20 protein-coding genes are annotated in these 20,942 nt (G+C 65.3%); 11 read left to right on the forward strand and 9 right to left on the reverse strand.

Features of this window, described 5'->3' with window-relative positions; genetic code table 11:
• Positions 1-13 precede the first annotated feature (13 nt).
• Both LRX75_RS07330 and LRX75_RS07335 read right to left on the reverse strand, forming a co-directional pair.
• A complete protein-coding gene (locus LRX75_RS07330) occupies positions 14-1,570 on the reverse strand; it encodes a phospholipase D family protein (protein WP_231813136.1) in 1,557 nt (518 codons plus the stop codon).
• A gap of 52 nt (positions 1,571-1,622) precedes the next feature.
• Positions 1,623-2,537, reverse strand: a complete 915-nt coding sequence (locus LRX75_RS07335) for an endonuclease/exonuclease/phosphatase family protein (protein ID WP_231813138.1) — start codon at positions 2,535-2,537, stop codon at positions 1,623-1,625.
• A gap of 364 nt (positions 2,538-2,901) precedes the next feature.
• Here LRX75_RS07335 and LRX75_RS07340 point away from each other — a divergent pair, with 364 nt between their 5' ends.
• Entirely contained in the window at positions 2,902-4,167 is a 1,266-nt protein-coding gene (locus tag LRX75_RS07340) for a cytochrome P450 (RefSeq protein WP_420851166.1), read from the forward strand.
• A 6-nt stretch (positions 4,168-4,173) separates the two neighbouring features.
• On the opposite strand, the gene LRX75_RS07345 is transcribed toward LRX75_RS07340, so the two are convergent.
• The 4 genes from LRX75_RS07345 to LRX75_RS07360 form a co-directional block, all read right to left on the reverse strand.
• On the reverse strand, positions 4,174-4,518 hold the full coding sequence (locus LRX75_RS07345; protein WP_231813140.1) for a cupin domain-containing protein: 345 nt from the start codon (positions 4,516-4,518) through the stop codon (positions 4,174-4,176).
• Positions 4,519-4,523: 5 nt separating this feature from the next.
• On the reverse strand, positions 4,524-5,804 hold the full coding sequence (locus LRX75_RS07350; RefSeq protein WP_231813142.1) for an O-acetylhomoserine aminocarboxypropyltransferase: 1,281 nt from the start codon (positions 5,802-5,804) through the stop codon (positions 4,524-4,526).
• A 283-nt stretch (positions 5,805-6,087) separates the two neighbouring features.
• The gene (locus LRX75_RS07355) at positions 6,088-6,975 is read right to left on the reverse strand and encodes a sensor domain-containing diguanylate cyclase (protein WP_231813452.1); all 888 of its coding nucleotides are present in this window, start codon (positions 6,973-6,975) and stop codon (positions 6,088-6,090) included.
• Between the two features lie 269 nt (positions 6,976-7,244).
• A complete protein-coding gene (locus LRX75_RS07360; RefSeq protein ID WP_231813144.1) occupies positions 7,245-7,673 on the reverse strand; it encodes a CoA-binding protein in 429 nt (142 codons plus the stop codon).
• A 240-nt stretch (positions 7,674-7,913) separates the two neighbouring features.
• On the opposite strand from LRX75_RS07360, the gene LRX75_RS07365 reads away from it, so the two are divergent.
• Complete coding sequence (locus LRX75_RS07365; RefSeq protein ID WP_231813145.1) at positions 7,914-8,750, forward strand: EamA family transporter; 837 nt, start codon at positions 7,914-7,916, stop codon at positions 8,748-8,750.
• A gap of 6 nt (positions 8,751-8,756) precedes the next feature.
• Here the strand turns inward: LRX75_RS07365 and LRX75_RS07370 are convergent, their stop codons facing one another.
• A complete protein-coding gene (locus LRX75_RS07370) occupies positions 8,757-9,578 on the reverse strand; it encodes an enoyl-CoA hydratase-related protein (protein ID WP_231813146.1) in 822 nt (273 codons plus the stop codon).
• A gap of 363 nt (positions 9,579-9,941) precedes the next feature.
• Here LRX75_RS07370 and rplM point away from each other — a divergent pair, with 363 nt between their 5' ends.
• The 4 genes from rplM to argC all read left to right on the forward strand — a co-directional run bounded on the left by rplM (position 9,942) and on the right by argC (position 13,013).
• A complete protein-coding gene (rplM, locus tag LRX75_RS07375) occupies positions 9,942-10,406 on the forward strand; it encodes a 50S ribosomal protein L13 (RefSeq protein WP_062596672.1) in 465 nt (154 codons plus the stop codon).
• A gap of 2 nt (positions 10,407-10,408) precedes the next feature.
• Positions 10,409-10,882 (forward strand): 30S ribosomal protein S9, encoded by a 474-nt coding sequence (gene rpsI, locus LRX75_RS07380; protein ID WP_113150377.1) that lies wholly within the window; start codon positions 10,409-10,411, stop codon positions 10,880-10,882.
• Between the two features lie 152 nt (positions 10,883-11,034).
• Positions 11,035-11,988: an agmatinase gene (gene speB / locus LRX75_RS07385; protein WP_231813147.1), complete on the forward strand. Its 954-nt coding sequence runs from the start codon at positions 11,035-11,037 to the stop codon at positions 11,986-11,988.
• 92 nt (positions 11,989-12,080) lie between these two features.
• Positions 12,081-13,013, forward strand: a complete 933-nt coding sequence (argC, locus tag LRX75_RS07390) for an N-acetyl-gamma-glutamyl-phosphate reductase (protein ID WP_231813148.1) — start codon at positions 12,081-12,083, stop codon at positions 13,011-13,013.
• Between the two features lie 91 nt (positions 13,014-13,104).
• Here argC and LRX75_RS07395 read toward each other — a convergent pair whose 3' ends face one another.
• Complete coding sequence (locus tag LRX75_RS07395; RefSeq protein WP_231813454.1) at positions 13,105-14,202, reverse strand: COX15/CtaA family protein; 1,098 nt, start codon at positions 14,200-14,202, stop codon at positions 13,105-13,107.
• A gap of 170 nt (positions 14,203-14,372) precedes the next feature.
• Here LRX75_RS07395 and LRX75_RS07400 point away from each other — a divergent pair, with 170 nt between their 5' ends.
• The 3 genes from LRX75_RS07400 (at position 14,373) to LRX75_RS07410 (ending at position 16,735) form a co-directional block, all read left to right on the forward strand.
• On the forward strand, positions 14,373-14,588 hold the full coding sequence (locus tag LRX75_RS07400) for a DUF2842 domain-containing protein (protein ID WP_113150374.1): 216 nt from the start codon (positions 14,373-14,375) through the stop codon (positions 14,586-14,588).
• Positions 14,585-15,328, forward strand: a complete 744-nt coding sequence (locus tag LRX75_RS07405; RefSeq protein WP_231813149.1) for a metallophosphoesterase family protein — start codon at positions 14,585-14,587, stop codon at positions 15,326-15,328. The genes LRX75_RS07400 and LRX75_RS07405 overlap by 4 nt, the downstream gene beginning before the upstream one ends.
• Positions 15,329-15,472: 144 nt before the next feature.
• Positions 15,473-16,735, forward strand: a complete 1,263-nt coding sequence (locus LRX75_RS07410) for a GNAT family N-acetyltransferase (RefSeq protein ID WP_231813150.1) — start codon at positions 15,473-15,475, stop codon at positions 16,733-16,735.
• A gap of 5 nt (positions 16,736-16,740) precedes the next feature.
• Here the strand turns inward: LRX75_RS07410 and LRX75_RS07415 are convergent, their stop codons facing one another.
• Positions 16,741-18,960, reverse strand: a complete 2,220-nt coding sequence (locus LRX75_RS07415) for a GumC family protein (protein ID WP_231813152.1) — start codon at positions 18,958-18,960, stop codon at positions 16,741-16,743.
• 261 nt (positions 18,961-19,221) lie between these two features.
• On the opposite strand from LRX75_RS07415, the gene LRX75_RS07420 reads away from it, so the two are divergent.
• Positions 19,222-19,737: a polysaccharide biosynthesis/export family protein gene (locus LRX75_RS07420; protein WP_420851172.1), complete on the forward strand. Its 516-nt coding sequence runs from the start codon at positions 19,222-19,224 to the stop codon at positions 19,735-19,737.
• A gap of 19 nt (positions 19,738-19,756) precedes the next feature.
• A complete protein-coding gene (locus LRX75_RS07425) occupies positions 19,757-20,920 on the forward strand; it encodes a glycosyltransferase family 4 protein (protein WP_231813154.1) in 1,164 nt (387 codons plus the stop codon).
• The last annotated feature ends 22 nt before the right edge of the window (positions 20,921-20,942 follow it).

Genomic DNA, 20,942 nt, shown 5'->3' on the forward strand with positions numbered 1-20,942 from the left:
CCCGAAAGTGGCGTCAGAGCTGGGATTCGATGGGGAGGTAGCCGATGACGGCGGCCGTCACCCGCCGCCAGAAACCGGCATCCGGCTCACGGTCCAGCATGCGCGAGCAGTGTTGCGCCTCGTCGTTCCAGCAGAGTTTGCCGTCCTCGAGCGACAGACGGAAGCTCGTGCCCGGATGGGTCTCGAGCGCGAAGATCGCATCGACATCGGCCACCAGCGAGGGGCAGGTGAAGAGCACGCCCATCTCGGTGTTGAGCGACGCGGAACGCGGATCGAAGTTCATGGAGCCGACGAAGGCGCCCTTCCCGTCGATGGTGAAGGCCTTGGTGTGCAGGCTCGCTCCGCGCGATCCGAAGAGCGAGATGCGCTGCGTCTCCGTCGCCTCCTGCACCGCCTTCAGCTCGTAGAGCGCGACACCGCCCGCCACGAGCTTGCGGCGGTAGTTGGCATAGGCGCCGTGCACCGCGGCAACATCGGTGGCGGCGAGCGAATTGGTGAGGATCGCCACATCGACGCCCCGTGTCACCAGTCCGCACAGCTCCTTCACGCCGTCGGCACCGGGAATGAAATAGGGCGAGATGATCGTCACGCTCTGCCCCGCCGCGGTGATGTGCGGCAGCAACTCCTGCATCAGCCAGTTCTGGCGACGCTCAAGATGCGCCTTTTCCGGCGGATCGGCCTTGATGGTGATGTCGCCGGTGAACCGCAACTCGCCGCGGCCGTGAAAGAGTCCGGGCTCGGCCGCTGCCTGCTCCACATGGCCGAGATAATGCCGGCCGCCCTTGCCGCGTGCGAGCCGGGCGAGCTTGCGGCGCAGGCGCGGAAGATAGTGCCGATGCGGGGTGCGCAGCGAGCCGATCGGCAGCACCATGGAGCTGTTCCAGTAGTCGTCGAAAACGCTGGCCGCCTCGCGGGCGATGGGGCCGAGCATCCACATATCGAGGTCGCGGAAATTGGCCTGCTCGGCCGCATCGAAATAGGCATCGCCGATATTGCGTCCGCCGGCGATGACGACACGGCCATCGGCGATCCAGGTCTTGTTGTGCATGCGCCGCGTCGCCCGCAACGGCCGCAGCATCATTTCGAGCCCGCGGCGGAAGCGGTCGTTGCGGGCGCGGCTCGGATTGAACAGCCGGACCTGAATGTTCTCGTGCGCGTCGAGCGCCAGGCAGAAGCGGTCGTGCAGCCCGGCATTGATGTCGTCCAGCAGCAGGCGCACCTTGACGCCGCGATCGGCCGCCGCCAGCACCTCGCCGGCCAGAAGCCGCCCGGTCAGGTCGCGGCGCCAGTAGTAATATTGCAGATCGAGGCTGCGCCCCGCCTTGCGGGCCGAGATGGCGCGCACGGAGAAGGCGTCCATATTGTCGGAGACGAGGGTGACCGCGCTCTGTCCGTCCTTCTCGTCCAGCAGCGGCACGCTCTCCCGGTCGATCTCCGTCTGCCCCGCGACAGGCTCGATCGCCTTTGCCGGCTGGCCGTAGAGATGCCGGCCGAAGCGGCCATAGACATAGATGGTGCCGAGCGCCGCCAGCACGGCCAGGATTGCAAGGGAGATGATCAGCCATTTCATGGAGCGGACGCGGGCCTCCGGGTGGGTCTGGCAGTCGGGTTCGTCACAGGTGCTATCGCGCCTGCAGCGTCGTGTCCGTCGAAATCGTCTCGGCCCGGGCAGCGGCCCCCTCACCGAGCTCCCTCCGGGTCGACAATGCTGCCTGCAGATCGATATGCGCCTTCAGCGGCAGGTGGTCGGATGCGACGCGCGATAGGGCCGAGTTGTGCACCTCCACATGCGTCACCAGCGTGTGGGGGCTGCCCATCACCCGGTCGAGCGCCAGCAGCGGATAGCGCGAGGGAAAGCTCGGAACGGCCGAAATCGAATGGTCGAAGACGGGGCTGAGCAGCGACAGGGCCGAGCGCTTGCCGATCCGCCATTCGTTCAGATCGCCGATCAGCAGCGTCGGCCGCTGCTCGGCCTCCTCGATGGCGGCGAGAACGGCACGCGCCTGCTGGCTGCGCGAATGCCGCAGAAGGCCGAAATGCGCGGCGATGATGCGCAGCGGCCCGTGCTTCAGGTCGAGATCCACCATCAGTGCGCCGCGCGGCTCGACGCCCGGCAGCTTCATCTGGCTGACCTTGGCGACGGCCCCTTCGCGCACCAGCAGCAGGTTTCCGTGCCAGCCATGTCCCTTCGGCGAGAAGGCGGCGATCGGCACCGACAGGAGGTGACAATCGCGATGCAGCCGCTCGAGATCCAGCAGCCCCGCCCGTTCGCCGAAACGCTGATCGGCTTCCTGCAGCGCGATGATGTCGGCGTCGATCTCACAGATCACGTCCATGATGCGGCCGGGGTCGAAGCGCTTGTCGGTGCCCACGCATTTGTGAATGTTGTAGGACGCGACCACCGTATCGCCCCGCGCGCCGGCCGGGGCCTCGCGTCCCGGCAGGGCCACGCGCCGGGCCCGCAGAGCCGCCAGCAATCCACCGGCCGTCTTACCGGCATTCAGGAATCGGGCGGGCTTGGCTGGCTTTTGCGACATGGCGGGGCTCACCTTGGCTCTTGGATGCTTCGGGTCGGAATGGTCGTCTCCGTGGGTCTGGAGATAGCGAGCAGGCGCCGCAAGACAAGGCGCGAGCGGCACGCAGCGCGCAGCAAGCCTTATGTCGGCGACACCTGACGCAGGCGCCCGACGACCCAGCAGGCCAACCGAGAGGGAGCGGGACGTTGCCAGCGGCAAGGCCGATCTTGACAAGCCAGCGCTGCCGACCGCCTTCTGTCGCATGCACCGACGGCCGGACGATCGGGTTGCGCGCCCGGCGCCGCAGCCCGATCGTCCGATCACGGTCTCCTCGACCGCATCTAGGCCGCAAACATTCCGCGGTCCCGCCCAGACTGGACATGCCATGCCGACTGCCACGCCCTCCGCCCCATCCCCCGCCATGATCGACGCCGCCACACGTCACGTGCGGCTCGACATTCGCGATCCCGCCTTCTACCGCGATCCGCTGCCGACCTATGCGGCGCTCCACGCCGCCTGCCCTGCCTTCTACTGGGAAGAGCCCGGACAATGGTTCTTCACAGGCTACGATCAGGTGAATGCACTGCTGCGCGACCGCCGCTTCGGCCGCCAGATCCTGCATGTGGCGACGCGCGCGGAACTCGGTATGCCCGATCCGAAGCCGCATCTGGCCGATTTCGACCGGCTGGAGCATCATTCGCTGCTGGAGCTGGAGCCGCCGGCGCACACCCGCCTGCGCACGCTCGTCAACCGCGCCTTCGTCTCGCGGCATGTGGAGGCACTGCGACCGGAGATCGCCGCGCTGTGCCACCGGCTGATCGACGGCTTCGAGAAAGATGGCCGCGTCGAGCTTCTCAAGACCTATGCCGAGATCGTGCCCGTTACCGTCATTGCCCGCATGCTCGGCGTGCCGCTCGACATGGCCCCGAGCCTGCTCGACTGGTCGCACCGCATGGTGAAGATGTACGTCTTCAACCCCTCGGAGGAGACCGAGCACGATGCCAACCGCGCCTCGGCGGACTTCGACGCCTATCTCCGCAGCATCATCGCCTGGAAGCGCGACAATCCCGCCGACGACCTTCTGACCCATATGATCACCTCCGAGAAGGACGGCGAGCGGCTGACGGACGACGAGCTGGTCTCGACCGCCGTTCTCCTGCTGAATGCCGGCCACGAGGCGACCGTGCACCAGCTCGGCAATGCCGTCGCCACGATCCTGCAGACCGGTGCCGACCCTGCCACCCTGTTTGCCGAGGACACCACCACAGAGCGGACGGTGGAGGAGTGCATGCGCTACGCCGCACCGCTCCACATCTTCCAGCGCCATGCCCTGTCCGATATCGCGCTCGAAGAGGGAATCACCCTGAAGAAGGGCGACCGCATCGGTCTCATGCTGGCTGGCGCCAACGTCGATCCGCGCCGGTTCAGCGATCCCTCGACCTTTCGCCCGGACCGCAACGAAGGCCCCCACCTCTCCTTCGGCGCCGGCATCCACTTCTGCATCGGCGCGCCGCTTGCCCGGCTGGAACTCAAGCTGTCCCTGCCGATCCTCTTCGAACGACTGCCGACGCTGCGCCTTGCCGAGACGCCGGTCGTCAAGGACAGCTATCACTTCCACGGGCTGGAGCGGCTGGATCTGACGTGGGGATGACGCTTCTCAAACCCGGATCACGTAATCCTTGCGAGTCGTTTCAAGCACTTCCCAGGTTCCCTTGAAGCCGGGCCTGAGGATGAGGCTGTTTCCGGTCTTCAGGTCGAAGGTCTCGCCGTCGTCGCTAGTGACGATGGAGTGGCCGGAGAGGATGTGGAAATATTCCCATTCCTCGTAGACGATCCGCCATTTGCCGGGCGTCGCTTCCCAGATGCCGGCGTAGAGGCCGCCCGGGGCTTCCTCGATGTTCCAGGTGCGGAATTCCGGGTCGCCGGAGATCAGGCGATCCTCGGCCGGGGCGCCGATATCCGGCTGGATGCCGGAGATGTCGAAGGTGAGCGAAACGGCCATCGGCGTCAGACCTTTGCCAGAGATTGTTCGAGATCGGCGACGATATCGGCAGCGTCCTCGATGCCGATCGACAGGCGCACCACCTCGGGTCCCGCGCCAGCCGACACCAGCTGCTCGTCATTCAGCTGGCTGTGGGTGGTCGAGGCCGGGTGGATGACGAGCGAGCGCGTGTCGCCGATATTGGCGAGATGGGAGAGCATGGAGACGCCTTCCACGAAGGCCTTGCCGGCGGCATAGCCGCCCTTGAGGCCGAAGGTGAAGACGGCACCTGCCCCACGCGGCGCATAGCGCTGCTGCAGCGCGTGGTTCGGGTCGCCCGGGAGGCCGGCGTAATTCACCCAGGCCACCTTGTCGTGCTGGCTGAGATAGCGCGCGACGACCAGCGCATTGTCGCAATGGCGCTGCATGCGCAGCGGCAGCGTCTCGATGCCGGTCAGGAGCATGAAGGCGTTGAACGGGGAGATCGCGGGCCCGAGATCGCGCAGGCCGAGCACGCGGGCGGCGATCGCAAAGGCAATGTTGCCGAAGGTCGTGTGCAGCACCATGCCGTTATAGTCCGGCCGCGGCTTCGACAGCGCCGGATACTTGCCCGACGCCGACCAGTCGAAGGTGCCGCCATCCACCAGAATGCCGCCCATGGAATTGCCGTGGCCGCCCATGAACTTCGTCAGCGAGTGCACGACGATATCGGCACCGTGCTCGATCGGCCGCACGAGATAGGGCGTCGCCATCGTGTTGTCGACGATCAGCGGCAGGCCGTTGCGATGGGCGATCTCGGCAATGGCTTCGATATCGACGAAGGTGCCGCCGGGATTGGCCAGGCTCTCGATGAAGATCGCCTTTGTCCGCCCGTCGATCTCCGCCTCGAAGCTCTCGGGCGCCGCCGTATCGGCCCACCGTACCTGCCAGTCGAAGGATTTGAAGGCCTGTCCGAACTGGTTGATGGAACCGCCGTAAAGCCTGCGTGCAGCAATGAAATTGTCGCCCGGCGACATCAGCGCGTGAAACGCGATCAGCTGCGCGGCATGGCCCGACGCCACCGCCAGCGCCGCCGTCCCGCCCTCCAGCGCAGCGACGCGCTCCTCCAGCACGGCCTGCGTCGGGTTCATGATGCGGGTGTAGATATTGCCGAAGGACTGAAGCCCGAACAGCGACGCGGCGTGGTCGGCATCGTCGAAAACGAAGCTCGTCGTCTGGTAGATCGGCGTGGCCCGCGCGCCCGTCGTCGGGTCGGGCTGCGCACCGGCATGTACGGCCAGCGTGTTGAACCCCGGTGCGTTCGTCATCTCTCGTCCTCCCTGTGGCGAGCGCACTGTCGCGACGCCCGATCCCGCATCGTATCGCCGAGCCCGCAAACTGCGCTGCGTTCCCGGCCTCGACGTTTTTCGTTCGGCACACTATCCCAGACCGGACGTCTGACAGGAAGAGGCGAACGGCGTGTTCTTTCATAGGCGGGACGGGGGCGGGCGACGTTTAATGTCAAGGTCGGCGGGGTCAGGATACGGCCTTACGCGGAGATTGGCGCCGCATCACCCAACCTTTACAGTGAGTGGTTGCGCCGTCCGCAAGCTATAGAACCGAGACCCGGTCGCGACCCGCTCGTTTCGATAGATACAACCCCTCGTCAGCGCGTCTGAGGATGTCGCTGGACAAGCGATCCGGCCCACTGAAGTCGCTGACGCCGCCGCTGATCGTCGCGTCGCAGCGCAAATTCTCCCGAAGAACAATCGGAACATGCACGCGCAATCGCTCTGAAATTTCCAGCGCATCGCAACGATGCGTATCGGGCATGACAATCACGAATTCGTCGCCACCGAAACGGGCGATCACATCACTCTGCCGCAGATGCTGCCGGCACAGGCGGGCAATCTCGACCAAGGCGGCATCGCCTGCCTGATGTCCCATCTCGTCATTCAGCCGTTTGAAATTGTCGAGATCGAAAACGAGTACCGACGTTTGCGATTTTTCCCGTTTGAAGATCGCAAGGCGTTGATCCAGGGTCTCGATAAGCTTCCGCCGATTGTAGAGCCCTGTAAGGGCGTCCGTCTCGCTGAGTTGGCGCAGCTCTTGTTGAACCTCGTTCTTGTCCGTGATGTTGCTCGCCACCCAGACGACAGCAGCCTCGCCTTCCACCTGAAAATCGAGTGCCTGAACACGTCCTTCAAACCAGATGGAATGGCTGGGGCCGTCGCCGGCTCCGTTGACGTCACTGCCGCTGAGTTCATATTCGACGATATGGAGTACGCCGCTCTCCAATGCCTTTTCGATTTCGCCAGCAAACCACTGTGCCTTATCCTCTTTCAGCACATCAAAAATACTACGTCCGACAAGACCGCTGCCGTCATGATAATGCCGGAGATCCTTTCCCCCGAATATAGCTGCATACCTGCCGCTACGCGTTAGGATGAAAGCCGGGTCCGGAAGGGAGGAAAGAATGGACATCAGTTGCTGCTGCATAAACACGGAGTCACTTTCCACATCGGCCGACGAAACGACTCTGCTGAAGAAATACCCGTATGTACAAACGGCACGTATTTATCTGCAGGCCGGCCTTCCACGTCCTCCAGCTTGCCACAACGGCATTTCATTTTTCTAAATGCAGCAACACGAGCTAACCTGGTAAAGGCCTTTAGTGTGGACAGATTGACGTCCCGTCATTGTTGACGGTCCGGTGTTCGAATCGATACCGATCGGGCCGTTCACCGCTCAAGAAGGGCAACGCGTGATCACCCCACAAGCCGCGGATACTCGATCGCCGGGCAGCGGTCCATCACCACCTTGATGCCGCGCGCCTCTGCCTTTGCAGCCGCCGCATCGTCGCGGACGGAGAGTTGGCCCCAGATCACCTTTGGCAGGGGATCGAGGGTCAGGATTTCGTCCATCAGAGCCGGCAGGGCGTCGGCGGCGCGGAAGATGTCGATCATGTCGATCGGCTCGTCGATATCGGACAGACGTCCATAGACGGTGCGGCCCTGAAGCTGGGTGCCGGCAAGGCCCGGATTGACGGGGTGTACGGTGTAGCCCTTGCGCAGCAGGAAACCCATGACCCGGTAGCTCGGACGCTCCGGATTGACGGACGCGCCGACCAGCGCGATCGTCCGCGTCGAGCGCAGAATGTCCTTGATGTAGATGTCCGGGTACTGATCGTGATTCATGGTGCCTCCTGCATCTCTTTCTGGCGCGCATTCTCGCTCTTTCCAATGGAAAAGATGAGAGCGATCCGCGCTGTTCCCGAGAAAAAATATCTCATTCCGCCGGAAAGCCCGGTCCGGATCCGTGGAAAACGGCATTCCCGTCATAAAACCGTCATCCCGGCAGCTGCCGGAGCTTGCGGTCCCACGCCGGCCTTGCCACAACGAAGGGACGCTTTCGCCCGCTTTGCTCCCCGGTGTCCCGTGCCGCTCGACGTTCTTCTCTTCGTTCTCTTCGGCGCCCTGCTGCATGCCGGGTGGAATGCGATGGTGAAGGCGGGGACGGACAAGTCGCTGGATGCGGCGATGATCGCGCTCGGTGCCGCCGTCATCGCCCTGCCCTTTCTGCCCTTCATGCCGCTGCCGGATGGGCGGGCGGTGCCGTTTCTGCTCGCCTCGGCCGTGCTGCAGTTCGGTTACTTCCACCTCGTGGCCGCCGCCTACACGGCCGGCGATATCGGGCTCGTCTACCCCCTGATGCGCGGCGGCGCGCCGCTGCTGATCGCGGCGACCAGCAGCATGATCGTTGGGGAAAAGCTGACCCAGAGCGCCTCCCTCGGCATCTTGGCCATTTCCGCCGGCATCTTCACGCTCGCCTTCGAGGCGCGCCGCAGCGGCATGCGGGCCATCGTGCTCGCGCTCGTCAACGCGGTCTTCATCGCCGCCTATACCTATGTCGATGGCATCGGCGCGCGCCTTTCCGGCAATGCCATTTCCTACACTCTGTGGATGGCGCTGCTGCCGCCCGTGCTGCTCTTTGGCTGGGCGATCTCCCGGCGCGGCGCGGCTCCCGTGCTGCGTCACATCCGCCAGAACGGATGGCGCGGGCTCGTCGGCGGCGCCGGCTCCATCGGTTCCTACGGCATCGCGCTCTGGGCCATGACCAAGGCGCCGGTCGCAACGGTGGCTGCCCTGCGCGAGACCTCGATCCTTTTCGCGATCGTCATCTCCGTCACCGTGCTGAAGGAGCGGATCAGCCCCTTTCGCATCGCAGCCGCCGGCCTGATCGCGCTGGGTGCGCTGCTCCTGAAGCTCGCCTGACGGCTGCTATGCCTTCGGCCAGACAGGCTTTCGGTTCGACAGAAACGCCGCCATTCCCTCGACGGCATCCGGCGTCAGCGCACTGTCGGCTTCCGCGCCTGCGGCCTCGGCATAGGCCGCCGCGTACGCCATCGACGCCTGCCGGTCGAAGGCGGCCTTCACGCCGTGCTGCGCATCCTGGGACTTCGAGGCGATCACGGCGGCATATTTGTCCACCACCTGCCGGAGATATTGCTTCGGCACGATGCGGTTCACGAGGCCGAAATCCTTGGCGGTGGAGGCGTCGATCGTCTCGCCCGTCAGCAGCATTTCCATGGCCTGCTTGCGGCTCGCCGCGCGCGCCAGCGCCACGACCGCGCCCATCGGCGCGACGCCGATATTGACGCCCGGCGTGCAGAACGTCGCCGTGTCGGTGCAGATCGCCAGATCGCACGCCGCCACCAGCTCGCACCCTGCCGCCGTCGCCAGCCCGTCGATCTCGGCGATGATCGGCTGCGGCAGCGCGGAGATCGTCGTCATCAGTCTCGCCGAAAGCGCGAACGTCGCCTCAAACGCATCACGGCCGGCATCCGCCGCTTCCCGCTGCCGGGTGAGGTCGTCCAGATCAAGCCCCGCCGAGAACACCGCGCCGGTCGCCGCGATGATGACGACGCGCAGCGACCTATCGGCGGCCGCCGCATCGAGCTCCGCCAGCAGCGCCTCCATGACATCGCCCGACAGCGTATTGAGCGGCGGGTGGTTCAGCGTCAGGCGCAGAACGCTGCCCTCGCGTTCGCACAGCACGAGGTCGCGGGGCTCGGGACGACGGAGGGAAACGATATCGGCCATGTCGGCTCCTCTGTTGAAGGGGCGAAAACTGGACCCCCAGCTACGCCGCCGGGCGCCTGCTTTCAAGCCGGATGGTCGCAAATGGCCCGTCACGTGAGGTTCAAACGCAGAAAATCGGCCGGATTTCTTGTGGTATCATGAAACCACACCGCTAACGCATTGATATTGCTTGTCACACCTGAAAGGCTGACGGCCCGGACCTCTTGACGGGCGATCCGGCCTCGCCTTATAAGCCACCCTGTTCGCGGGCGGTCACGTCCGCGTTCGTTTTTGCAGGTCGTCCCCTCGGGGTGGATCGCGCAATTCAAGCAACAAAAAACGCCCGGCGGCAACGTATCGGGTCCCAAACGAAAGAGTTTCATCATGTCAACCTTCGTTCAGAAGCCTGCAGAGGTGGAGAAGAAGTGGATCCTCATCGACGCCGAAGGCCTCGTTGTGGGTCGCGTCGCGACCATCATCGCCAACATCCTGCGCGGCAAGCATAAGGTCACCTACACTCCGCATGTCGACGACGGCGACAACGTCATTGTCATCAATGCCGAGAAGGCCGTGCTCACCGGCAAGAAGTACACCGACAAGAAGTACTACTGGCACACCGGCTATCCCGGCGGCATCAAGGAGCGCACCGCGCGCCAGATCATCGAAGGCCGCTTCCCGGAGCGCGTTCTCGAGAAGGCTGTCGAGCGCATGGTTCCCCGCGGCCCCCTCGGCCGTCGCCAGATGAAGAACCTTCGCGTCTACGCAGGCACGAACCATCCGCATGAAGCGCAGCAGCCGACCGTCCTCGACGTCGCCAAGCTGAACACGAAGAACGTAAGGAGCGCCTGATCGTGGCCGACCTCTCCTCTCTGAAAGAACTTGGCACGGTCGCGGAAGCCAGCAACGCTGCTCCCGTTCATGTCAAGAAGATCGACGCCCAGGGCCGCTCCTACGCGACCGGCAAGCGCAAGAACGCCGTCGCCCGCGTCTGGGTCAAGCCGGGCTCCGGCAAGATCACCATCAACGGCAAGGCCTATCCCGAGTATTTCGCGCGTCCGGTTCTGCAGATGATTCTGCGCCAGCCGATCTTCGCAGCTGCTCGTGACGGCCAGTTCGACATCGACGCCACGGTTGCCGGCGGCGGTCTTTCCGGCCAGGCCGGTGCCGTTCGTCACGGCATCTCCAAGGCACTCACCTATTACGAGCCGGGCCTGCGCGCCGTGCTCAAGAAGGGTGGCTTCCTGACCCGCGACAGCCGCGTCGTCGAGCGCAAGAAGTACGGCAAGGCGAAGGCCCGTCGTTCGTTCCAGTTCTCCAAGCGTTAATCGCTTCGGATATTTTGGAATCGTCAAAGGCGGGGCTTCGGCTCCGCCTTTTTCGTTGGGGCCCGATGGCTTCCGTCAAGAGACGGCGACACCCCTCCCGGCCGAAGGCCGTCATGGGATATCGTCTCGCAGACAATACCTCCGGAGTTTCCATGGCCGCCAAATCGATCGATCACGCCATCACCGCCGACTCGCTGCGGAGCGCTGCCAGCGATCCGACCCATGCGGGCATCCTGTCCTTCATGCGCCGCCGCTACAGCAAGACGTTCACCGGCGTCGATGCGGTCGTGTGGGGCATTCCGTTCGATGCGGCGACGTCCAACCGGCCGGGCGCGCGCTTCGGGCCGCAGGCCATCCGGCGAGCGTCGGCCATCTTCGACAACGATCCGCAATATCCGTTCGGGCGCGACCTGTTTGCCGAGATGGCGGTGATCGACGCCGGCGATTGCCTGCTCGACTACGGGCATCACGAGCGGACGCCGGCGACGATCGCGCAGGAGGCGGCGCGGATCATCGCGTCCGTGCCCTACCTGCTGTCGCTGGGCGGCGACCATTTCGTCACGCTGCCGCTGCTGCGGGCGCACGCCGCCAAACATGGGCCGCTCGCCCTCGTCCAGTTCGATGCGCATCAGGATACCTGGCCCGACGCGGAAGGCCGGATCGATCACGGCTCGTTCGTCGGGCGCGCCGTGCGCGAGGGTCTGATCGATCCCGCACGCTCGATCCAGATCGGCATCCGGACGCATGCGCCGGAGGATTTCGGGATCCGCATTCTCTACGGCGATGCTGTGGAGGAGATGACCGCCTCCGCCATCGCCGACGACATCCTCGCTCACACCCAGGGTACTGCTGCCTATCTCACGGTCGATATCGACTGCCTCGACCCGGCGTTTGCGCCGGGCACCGGCACGCCGGTCTCCGGCGGGCTCTCGAGTGCGAAGCTTCTGTCGGTCCTGCGCAAGCTCGCGCCGCTCGATATTCGCGGATCCGACGTGGTCGAGGTGGCGCCGGCCTATGACCATGCCGATATCACCGCCATTGCCGCATCCACCGTCGCGATGTATATGCTCGGCCTGCGCGCGGAGCGGCTTGCGGCCGGCCGGTAACGATGACCGGCTGTTGTTATCAAACTGAATCAAGAGCATGACACACTGAATCGGACGACACGCGCAACCTCTTGAACCGACGGGACAAAGACATGACGGCGAAGATCTTCATCGATGGCGAACACGGTACAACGGGGCTGCAGATCCGTGCCCGCATGGCCGACCGCAAGGATGTCGAACTCCTGTCGATCCCCGAGGCCGAGCGCCGCAATGCCGCAATGCGCGAAGACCTCCTGAACAGCGCCGACATCGCCATTCTCTGCCTTCCGGACGACGCCTCCAAGGAGGCCGTCGCCATGCTGGCCGGCAACAACAGCGTCCGCATCATCGATACATCCACCGCCTATCGCGTGGCGCCCGACTGGGCCTACGGCTTTGCCGAGATGGACGCGGCCCAGGCCGACAAGATCCGCGCCGCGCGGCTCGTGGCCAATCCCGGCTGCTACCCGACCGGCGCCATCGGCCTCGTGCGGCCGCTGCGGCAGGCGGGCATTCTGCCGGAAAGCTATCCGGTCAGCGTCAATGCCATCTCCGGTTATACCGGCGGCGGCAAGCAGATGATCGCCCAGATCGAGGACCCGTCGAACCCCGATCCCATCACCTCCCCCGGCTTTCTCTACGGCCTGCCGCTGAAGCACAAGCATGTGGCCGAGATGAAGACCCATGGTATGCTCGGACGCACCCCCCTGTTCTCCCCTTCTGTCGGCAAGTTTCCGCAGGGGATGATCGTGCAGGTGCCGCTGTTCCTTGAAGAGGTCGGCAACGGCGCGACGCTGGAGAGCATTCACGGCGCGCTCTTCGCGCATTATGCCGGCCAGTCGATCGTCGAGGTCGTGCCGCTCGAAACCAGCGCCGCCCTGGCGCGCGTGGACGCTGTGGAACTGGCCGGCACCGACCGCATGAAGCTCTTCGTCTTCGGCACACCCGGCGGCGAGCATGTCAACCTCGTGGCCCTGCTCGACAATCTCGGCAAGGGCGCCTCGGGTGCGGCCGTGCAGAACATGGACCTGATGCTGTCGGCCTGAGGGTCGGCCTCTTATTTTCTCGAACCGTCGTCGCCTCGGTGCCATGTGCATCGGGGCGATTTTTCTTGCGCGCAGATATTGCGAAGAGAGACTAGCCCCGCACCCCGCGCGTCTCCACCGGATACTCCCCGACGAAGCCGCGCCAGTGGGCGATAGCGAAGCCGAGGACGATGAGGGCGCCGGCCTGGTGGGCGACGCCCCAGACGATCGGCACCTGCAGGATCAGCGTCATGATGCCGATCGATGCCTGCGCCACGACCAGACAGGCGAGCACGAGGGCGCCGCGGGCGTGGGTGGAGCGCGGCGCGAGGCGCAGGCTGGCGATCATGTGGCTGATGACCAGTGCCAGCAGGACATAGGCGCCGCAGCGGTGCACGAACTGGACGGTCTTCGGGTTTTCGAAGAGATTGCGCCAGCCGGGGCTCTGGATGAAGAGGTCGCCGGGGATCAGCGCGCCGTCCATCAGCGGCCATGTGTTGTAGCTGAAGCCTGCATCCAGACCGGCGACGAGTGCGCCGAGATAGATCTGGAACAGCGCCATCAGCGCGATGCCGGCGGCAACGAGGATCGAGTATCGTGTCGGCGGCGCATCGCCGCGGTGCGGCGACAGGCCCCGCAGGATCCAGAGACAGGCCGAGAAGATCAGACAGGCGATGATCAGATGGGTCGCCAGCCGGTACTGGCTGACATCCGTGCGGTTGACGAGGCCGGACGAGACCATCCACCAGCCGATGAAGCCCTGGAAGCCGCCGAGTGCGAGAATGCCGAGAAGCGGCAGCTTCAGCCGCCGCTCGATCCGCCCCGTCAGCCAGAAAAAGGCAAGCGGCAGGGCGAAGATGACGCCGATCGAGCGGGCCAGCGCCCGGTGCGCCCATTCCCACCAGAAGATGGTCTTGAACCCCTCGACCGTCATGTCGCTGTTCATCTGCGCATATTGCGGGATCTGCTTGTAGAGCGTGAACTCCTCTTCCCACTCTGCCTGCGACAGCGGCGGGATGACGCCGTGGATCGGCTTCCATTCCGTAATCGAAAGGCCCGACTCGGTGAGCCGCGTCGCGCCGCCGACGAGGACCAGCGCGAAGAGCGCGAAGACGACGACGGCCAGCCAGATGCGGATCTGGCGACGGTTGCGCCGGGCGATGTCGATCTCCCGCGTCAGCCGCGCGTCGGTCGTCATAGGCGTTTCCATTGGCTTGGCACTCGTCATCGCGCTGCTCCGTTCGCCCTTGATGGCGGTCGTCGGTGACATTGAGAGATATCCGACGATATGGCGTTGATTTGCATCAGTCCGGCAGGCATGACAAGGAGTGGCTTTGCGGCATGCGGTCGCGGCGAACGCTTCTGGAGGAGATTGAGACAATGCCGGTGCGCCTTCGCAAGCTGATCGGGACGATCCTCATCATCGTGCTCGTCATTTCCTACGCGCTCATCGCCACCACCTTTGCCGAGCTTCTGCTCGGCGCATCGCCCTGGTGGGTGCATCTTCTCTACTTCTTTTTCACCGGTCTTCTCTGGGTGCTGCCGGCCATGCTGATCATCAAATGGATGGAGAAGCCCGGAAAGCCGCGCCCATGACGATCGCCGTCATCGCCGACATTCACGGCAATGCCCCCGCGCTCGAAGCCGTGCTGGCCGATATCGACGGCCGGGGCATCCGCGACATCGTCAATCTCGGGGATCACCTCAGCGGACCGATCGACCCGGCCCGCACCGCCGATCTCCTGATGGCCCGCGAGATCGTTTCGATCCGCGGCAATCATGACCGCGCCCTGCTGACGCTCACGCCCGACGCGATGATCGCGACGGACCGCTTCACGCATGCCGCGCTGGACGAACGCCACCGCGCCTGGCTGCAAAGCCTGTCTCCGACGCGGCACCTGCAGGAGCACGGGCTCTTCCTTTGCCACGGCACGCCGGAGAGCGACCTCGTCTACTGGCTGGAAGACCTGACCTCGGACGGTGTGGTGCACCGCGCGGATGCGGCGCGCATTGAACGCCTTGCGGCCGGCGTCGAAGCCCCCGTGCTTCTCTGCGGCCACACGCATATTCCCCGCCTCGTCACGCTGTCGGACGGGCGGATCGTGCTCAATCCCGGCAGCGTCGGTTCCCCGGCCTATGAGGACGATGCGCCTGTGGTCCACAAGGTCGAGACAGGAACGCCGCGCGCCTCCTACGCCCTGATCGACAGACACGCGGACGGCCGCACCGATGTGACCTTCCGGCTCATCGCCTACGACCACGCCTCGGCCGCCCGTCTTGCCGAACAGAATGGCCGCCCGGACTGGGCGCGTGCCCTGTCCACCGGCTGGATGTAACGAAGCGGGATCCGTTAACGGGTCGATAACCCCATAAAAGGATATCGCGGCGAAGGCGCGCGAATGCGGGCAAGCTTAAGCAAACGTCAGAGGCTTTCCGGGCTAGATGCCGGCAACGCGTTTCAGACGGAGGGCGCTTTTGTGATGAATGCCCATATCAGTGCTTTTTCGATCGACGTTCCGCTCGCCGGCCTGCGCAGCACCGTCGACAGCAACGCGACGACCGGCCGGTCCTGCGATCTCACCGTGTCGGTGCATGTGCTGATGTCCGCGCTGGAAGCGGACTGGCGGGCGCTGGAGGCGGCCAACACCGTTTCCCTGCATCAGAGCTTCGATTGGTGCGCAGCCTGGGTGGCAACGCATGTCGAGCGGCCGCTTCTGCTGCGCGGCCGGCTTGGCGACCGCACCATCTTCATCCTGCCGCTCGAGCTGGTGCGCAACGGCCTGTTCCGCACCGCGCGTTTCATCGGCGCACCGCACAGCAACATCAATACCGGCCTCTTTGCCGAGGATCTGGGCGGCCTGCCGCGCGAGAAACTGGCGGATCTGGTGCTCGAGGAACTCGCCACCAAGCTCGCCCATGTCGCCGACATCGTCACGCTGGAAAAGATCCCGCTCGAATGGCGGGGCCAGCCCCACGCGCTCGCCTCCCTGCCCTCCATCCGCAACCAGAACGCCTCCTACCAGCTGCCGCTCCTGCCGGATTTCGCGGCCACGCTCGCACAGATCAACGCCAAGCGCCGGCGCAAGAAGTTCCGCGTGTCCGAGCGGCGCATGGAGACCTATGGCGGCTACGACTACATCATCGCCGAAAGCCTCGACGAGCGTCGCGCCGTTCTCGACGTGTTCCTCGCCCAGAAGGCGGCGCGATTCGAGACGCTGGGTTTGCCGAACGTCTTCCGGGACGCGCCGACGCAGGCCTTCCTGCGGGCGGCGATCGCGGTCGATGGAATGGCGGAAAACCGACCGCTGGCGCTGCACGCGCTGCGTCTTCGCAGCGAAGCCGACAGTCGCATCGTGGCCATCGCCGGCGTGTCGCGCAAGGGCGACCACATGGTCTGCCAGTTCGGCTCGATCGACGAGACGCTGGCCGCGGATGCGAGCCCGGGCGAGCTTCTGTTCCACAGGATCATCGAGCGCGCCTGCGGCGAAGGCGTTCGCCTGTTCGATTTCGGGATCGGCGACCAACCCTACAAGCGCTCCTGGTGCACGGTCGAAACCGCGCAATACGACATCGTCCTGCCGCTGACCCTTCGTGGTCGCGTTGCGGCTGGCGCCCACAGGCTGATCGTTCGCGCCAAGCGCGCCATCAAGTCGAACCGCCAGATCTATTGCGCCGTCCAGCGGTTCCGCCAGAAGCATCAGGGCAAGGCCGCGCCGGTATCGGCGGATACCGACGCGGACTGACGATCTCAGGCGGCGCGGCGGTCGGGTTCCGGCAGGGGCTGGTCGGCCAGCCGCGCATCCATGATATGGATGTGGTCGTAGCCGGCTTCGGCGAATTCCGTAATGATCTCGACGATATCCTCGGCCGAAACCGCCGGCACCGAGAAGATGATCTCGACATCCTGGGCGCGCGCGAGGCGCGACACCGCATCCGCATCCGCGTCCGCACATTCGACCAGAACGAGATCGTAGGCATCCGTCAGCGCCTCGATGACGATCTGGAGGCGGTCGATCGCCTGCATGGCGACCGCGGGATCGGCATTGCCGCGCGGAATGATGTGCGCGTCCGAGCCCCGGTCCGCATGCAGCGCATCCGCAAAGGCGATCTCGTCGGCGAGCAGATTGGTGATCCCCGGCAGGTCTGCCGACATCGCCATCAACGCCGTCGGGCAGCCGGACGCGGTGAGATCGACCAGCACGACGCGCCGTCCCTCCTCCGACACCATTCGCGCGAGAGCGACCGTTTGCGTCGAGCCGGCGTCGCCCGTCGGGGAGACGATGAAGGCGAGCGGTACGCGATCGACGATCAGTGCGGCCGCGACGTTCTCCACGAAGAAGCCGTCGAGCGGCACGTCGGCCGCCTGTTCCTGTCCACGGGCATCGGCCGACGCAAGGGCTTTGTCGCGGGCCAGCGCGGGCTGGGCCGTCCCATGCCCGCTTTTGGCAGTGGCGACATCGCGCCGAAAGCCCCAGCCGCGTTTGGCCCGCGGCTCCGGCGTGTTCGGCGGCAGCGGCGGCATGGGCTGCGCGGAGACGGCGACAGGCACCGGTGCGGGCGCCCCGACCGGTCGCAGGGCGCGACCGCTGAAGAGCTCCTGCAACATGATGACGACGCAGCTGAGGAGGAACGCCGCCATGGCCGCGACGATGGTGATCGGCAGGATCTTCGGGAAGCTTGCTTCCGTGGGTTCGACGGCGCTCGAAATCACGCGTGCATCGGCCGGCGCGGCGCTCGCCCCGGTGCGGGAGCTCGCCTCGCGATAACGCGACAGATATGTTTCCAGCAGCTGGCGCTGGGCAGCGGCCTCGCGTTCCAGCGCGCGCAGGCCGACCTCGTCTTCGCCGGCCTTGGCGGACGAGGCCTTCAGCGTGTTCATCTGCTGGGTCAGCTGGCGCTCACGCAGCTCGCCGACCTTCGCCTCGTTTTCGAGACTTGCCAGGATCTTCTGCGTCTCCTCGCGGATCTGCGTGCGGATGCCCGTCAGCTGCGATCGCAGCGCCTTGATGCGGGGATGGCCGTCGAGCAGCGTGGTCGACAGGTCGGCCGTCTGGTTCTGGATCTGCGATTCGGATTCCTTCAGGCGCTGGATCATCGCCGAGCCAACGACTTCGTTCAGCGTCTCGGCGCCGCGTCCGCTCGACAAGGCCGCGCGCACGTTCTCCGCCCGCGCCTCGGCCGTCGCCCGGTCGCCGCGCACACGGGCGAGTTCCGTCGAGATATCGGTCAGCTCGCGCGTGGCGAAGGTGCCGGTGTCGCCGGAGGGCAGCAGGTCGGAACTGGAGCGGTATTCGGCGATCTTCGCTTCCGCCGCCCGCACCTTTTCGCGCAGATTGGCGATCTCCGGCTCCAGCCAGCGGCTGGCCTCCGTGTTGGAATCGAGCTTCGCGCCCGCCTTCAGCGAGAGATAGATCTTCGCCATCTCGTTGGGGATGGCGGCGGCAAGCGCGCGATCCTTCGAGGTGAACTGTATGCCGATGACACGCGATTTCTCGACCTGGTAGACCTGCAGCTTCTCCTGAAACTCCTTCAGCACCCGTTCCTCGGGCGGCATGTCGAGCGGGTTGCGCTTGAGGCCCAGCATCACGAGGATATCGGAGATGGCGGAAGGGTCGGCCGTCGGGTCGAATTCTTTCAATTCGTGCAGCCGCATGTTGCGCGCGACCTGCTTGATCAGATCGACCGAGCGCAGCAGCTGCACCTCGCTCGAAATCCCCGGCTCGTCGAAGGACGTCGCGCTGGCGGCCGAGGGCTGCAGGGTCGTGGAGCTGAACTCCGGCTCGCGCGGCTCGATCAGCAGGCGCGCCTCGCTGTCGTAGCGCGGCGAGATCATGTGTGCTGCGGTAAAGGCCAGCGCGGCCACGGCCACGGTGGTCAGCAGAACCCGGGTCCGCCGACGCCAGATCGCACGGAACAGACCTCCGAGGTCGATATCCACGTCCTGTTGACGGTCGCTATAGCCTGACATCCACGCACCTGCACACGAGCATTGTTCGCGCACAGGGTAAAGAAAGATGGTAACTCGAGCGTTAACGCTTGGGTGGCAAGGCCTGTTCGGATTCTATTTTAGCGACACATGATTCACGCCGATTCCGGGCGCCCTTTACCGGCTGTTAACCCTAACAGATCGATAACAGCATCACGTTCATCCTTGAGACGCGAGAATCGCATGACCTTCGCACGATTGAAGTCAGGTCTGGCCTTGGGTATCGCCCTGCTGTCGATCACGATGGCCGGGTGCAGCAGCTACGAGCCCGCGCCCCGCGCCTTCAGCGAAGCCACCATTCAGCCCTACCGGCTGGACAGCGGCGACCGCCTGCGCATCAGCGTTTTCGAGCAGGCGGGCCTTACCGGTTCCTATACCGTCGATCAGGCCGGCTATGTCGCCTTCCCGCTCATCGGCTCGGTCCCCTCGCGCGGCCACACGCTGAGCGAGATGGAAACCATGATCGCGCAGAAGCTGCGCGCCGGCTACCTGCGCGATCCCGACGTCACGATCGAGGTCGATCGCTACCGCTCCGTCTTCATCATGGGCGAAGTCGGCCAGTCGGGCCAGTATTCCTACGTGCCCGGCATGACGGTGCAGAACGCCATCGCGGTCGCCGGCGGCTTCTCGCCCCGCGCCAACCAGCGCACGGTGGATGTCACCCGCAAGATCAACGGTCGCATCATCACCGGCCGCGTCTCGATCTCCGATCCGATCATGGCGGGCGACACCGTCTATGTTCGCGAACGGTTGTTCTGAGCCCATGCCACGAACGCCAATGCCGGCAGAGCCCCTCTCGCACGCCAGACCCCTGCGCATCATTCACTGCTTCCGCTCGCCGGTGGGCGGCATCTTCCGCCATGTGCGCGATCTCGCGGCCGCCCATGCGGCGGAAGGCCACCATGTCGGCATTCTCTGCGACAGCTCCACGGGTGGCGCACACGAGGAACGCCTGTTCGAGGAGATCCAGCCCCATCTGGCGCTCGGGCTCGTGCGGCTGCCGATCCGGCGGTCCATCGGCCCTTCGGATGCCCGGGCGCTCTGGACGAGCTACAAGGAGCTGCGCCAGCTCCGGCCCGACATCCTTCACGGCCACGGCGCCAAGGGCGGCGCCCTCACCCGCACCATCGGCACGGTGCTGCGGATCAACGGGTCCCGCGTCGCGCGGCTCTACTCCCCCCACGGCGGCAGCCTGCACTATGACGGTAGGACGCTGCGGGGAAAGGGCATTCTCGCGCTCGAACGCTTTCAGGAACATGCGACGGACGCGCTCGTCTTCGTCTGCGATTTCGAGCGGCGAACCTACGAGGCGAAGGTCGGCCATCCCCGCCCGCCGGCGGAGACGATCTACAACGGTGTCGAGGATGCCGAGTTCGTCCCCGTCGTCCCGGACCCGGATGCGGTCAATTTTCTCTATATCGGCATGCTGCGCGACATGAAGGGGCCCGACATCTTCATCGATGCGCTGGGCCGCACGGAGCGCCTTGCCGGCCGGCCGCTCAGCGCCATGATGATCGGCGACGGGCCGCAGCAGGACGACTATCTGCGCATGAAACTCCATCGCGGGCTCGGGCAGCGCATCGGCATGGCGCCCGCCATGCCCGCACGGGAGGCCTTTGCCCGCGCACGCTTCGTCGTCGTGCCGTCGCGGGCCGAGTCGATGCCGTATATCGTGCTGGAGGCCGTTGCGGCCGGCCGACCCGTCATCGCCGCACGCGTCGGGGGAACACCGGAAATCCTGGGTGCCGACAGCGCCGCGCTCGCCGAACCCAACGACGCGCAGTCGCTGGCCGGCATCATGCACCGCGCCTTGACGGAAGAAGGCTGGGCCGAGCGCACCATGCCGGAGCCCGAGGCGTTCAAGGCGACCTTTTCCTCGACGACCATGGCCGCCTCGATGATGCGGCTCTACCGGCGACTGGCGGGCGACACGGGCGCCTAAGCCCCGACAGCCTGGCCGGCCG

It is taken from the genome of Rhizobium quercicola, assembly GCF_021168455.1.
Classification (GTDB): Bacteria; Pseudomonadota; Alphaproteobacteria; order Rhizobiales; family Rhizobiaceae; genus Ferranicluibacter; species Ferranicluibacter quercicola.

Excerpts from the sequence above, each read along its gene's own strand:
- LRX75_RS07370 (WP_231813146.1), bottom strand. The coding sequence starts at position 9,578 with ATGGCCGATATCGTTTCCCTCCGTCGTCCCGAGCCCCGCGACCTCGTG.
- speB (WP_231813147.1), top strand. The coding sequence starts at position 11,035 with ATGGCCGCCAAATCGATCGATCACGCCATCACCGCCGACTCGCTGCGG.
- LRX75_RS07420 (WP_420851172.1), top strand. The coding sequence starts at position 19,222 with ATGGCCGGGTGCAGCAGCTACGAGCCCGCGCCCCGCGCCTTCAGCGAA.
- LRX75_RS07345 (WP_231813140.1), bottom strand. The coding sequence starts at position 4,518 with ATGGCCGTTTCGCTCACCTTCGACATCTCCGGCATCCAGCCGGATATC.
- LRX75_RS07405 (WP_231813149.1), top strand. The coding sequence starts at position 14,585 with ATGACGATCGCCGTCATCGCCGACATTCACGGCAATGCCCCCGCGCTC.
- LRX75_RS07415 (WP_231813152.1), bottom strand. The coding sequence starts at position 18,960 with ATGTCAGGCTATAGCGACCGTCAACAGGACGTGGATATCGACCTCGGA.
- LRX75_RS07425 (WP_231813154.1), top strand. The coding sequence starts at position 19,757 with ATGCCGGCAGAGCCCCTCTCGCACGCCAGACCCCTGCGCATCATTCAC.
- argC (WP_231813148.1), top strand. The coding sequence starts at position 12,081 with ATGACGGCGAAGATCTTCATCGATGGCGAACACGGTACAACGGGGCTG.
- LRX75_RS07350 (WP_231813142.1), bottom strand. The coding sequence starts at position 5,804 with ATGACGAACGCACCGGGGTTCAACACGCTGGCCGTACATGCCGGTGCG.
- LRX75_RS07360 (WP_231813144.1), bottom strand. The coding sequence starts at position 7,673 with ATGAATCACGATCAGTACCCGGACATCTACATCAAGGACATTCTGCGC.
- LRX75_RS07355 (WP_231813452.1), bottom strand. The coding sequence starts at position 6,975 with ATGCAGCAGCAACTGATGTCCATTCTTTCCTCCCTTCCGGACCCGGCT.
- LRX75_RS07400 (WP_113150374.1), top strand. The coding sequence starts at position 14,373 with ATGCCGGTGCGCCTTCGCAAGCTGATCGGGACGATCCTCATCATCGTG.
- rplM (WP_062596672.1), top strand. The coding sequence starts at position 9,942 with ATGTCAACCTTCGTTCAGAAGCCTGCAGAGGTGGAGAAGAAGTGGATC.
- LRX75_RS07330 (WP_231813136.1), bottom strand. The coding sequence starts at position 1,570 with ATGAAATGGCTGATCATCTCCCTTGCAATCCTGGCCGTGCTGGCGGCG.
- LRX75_RS07335 (WP_231813138.1), bottom strand. The coding sequence starts at position 2,537 with ATGTCGCAAAAGCCAGCCAAGCCCGCCCGATTCCTGAATGCCGGTAAG.
- LRX75_RS07410 (WP_231813150.1), top strand. The coding sequence starts at position 15,473 with ATGAATGCCCATATCAGTGCTTTTTCGATCGACGTTCCGCTCGCCGGC.
- LRX75_RS07340 (WP_420851166.1), top strand. The coding sequence starts at position 2,902 with ATGCCGACTGCCACGCCCTCCGCCCCATCCCCCGCCATGATCGACGCC.
- LRX75_RS07395 (WP_231813454.1), bottom strand. The coding sequence starts at position 14,202 with ATGGAAACGCCTATGACGACCGACGCGCGGCTGACGCGGGAGATCGAC.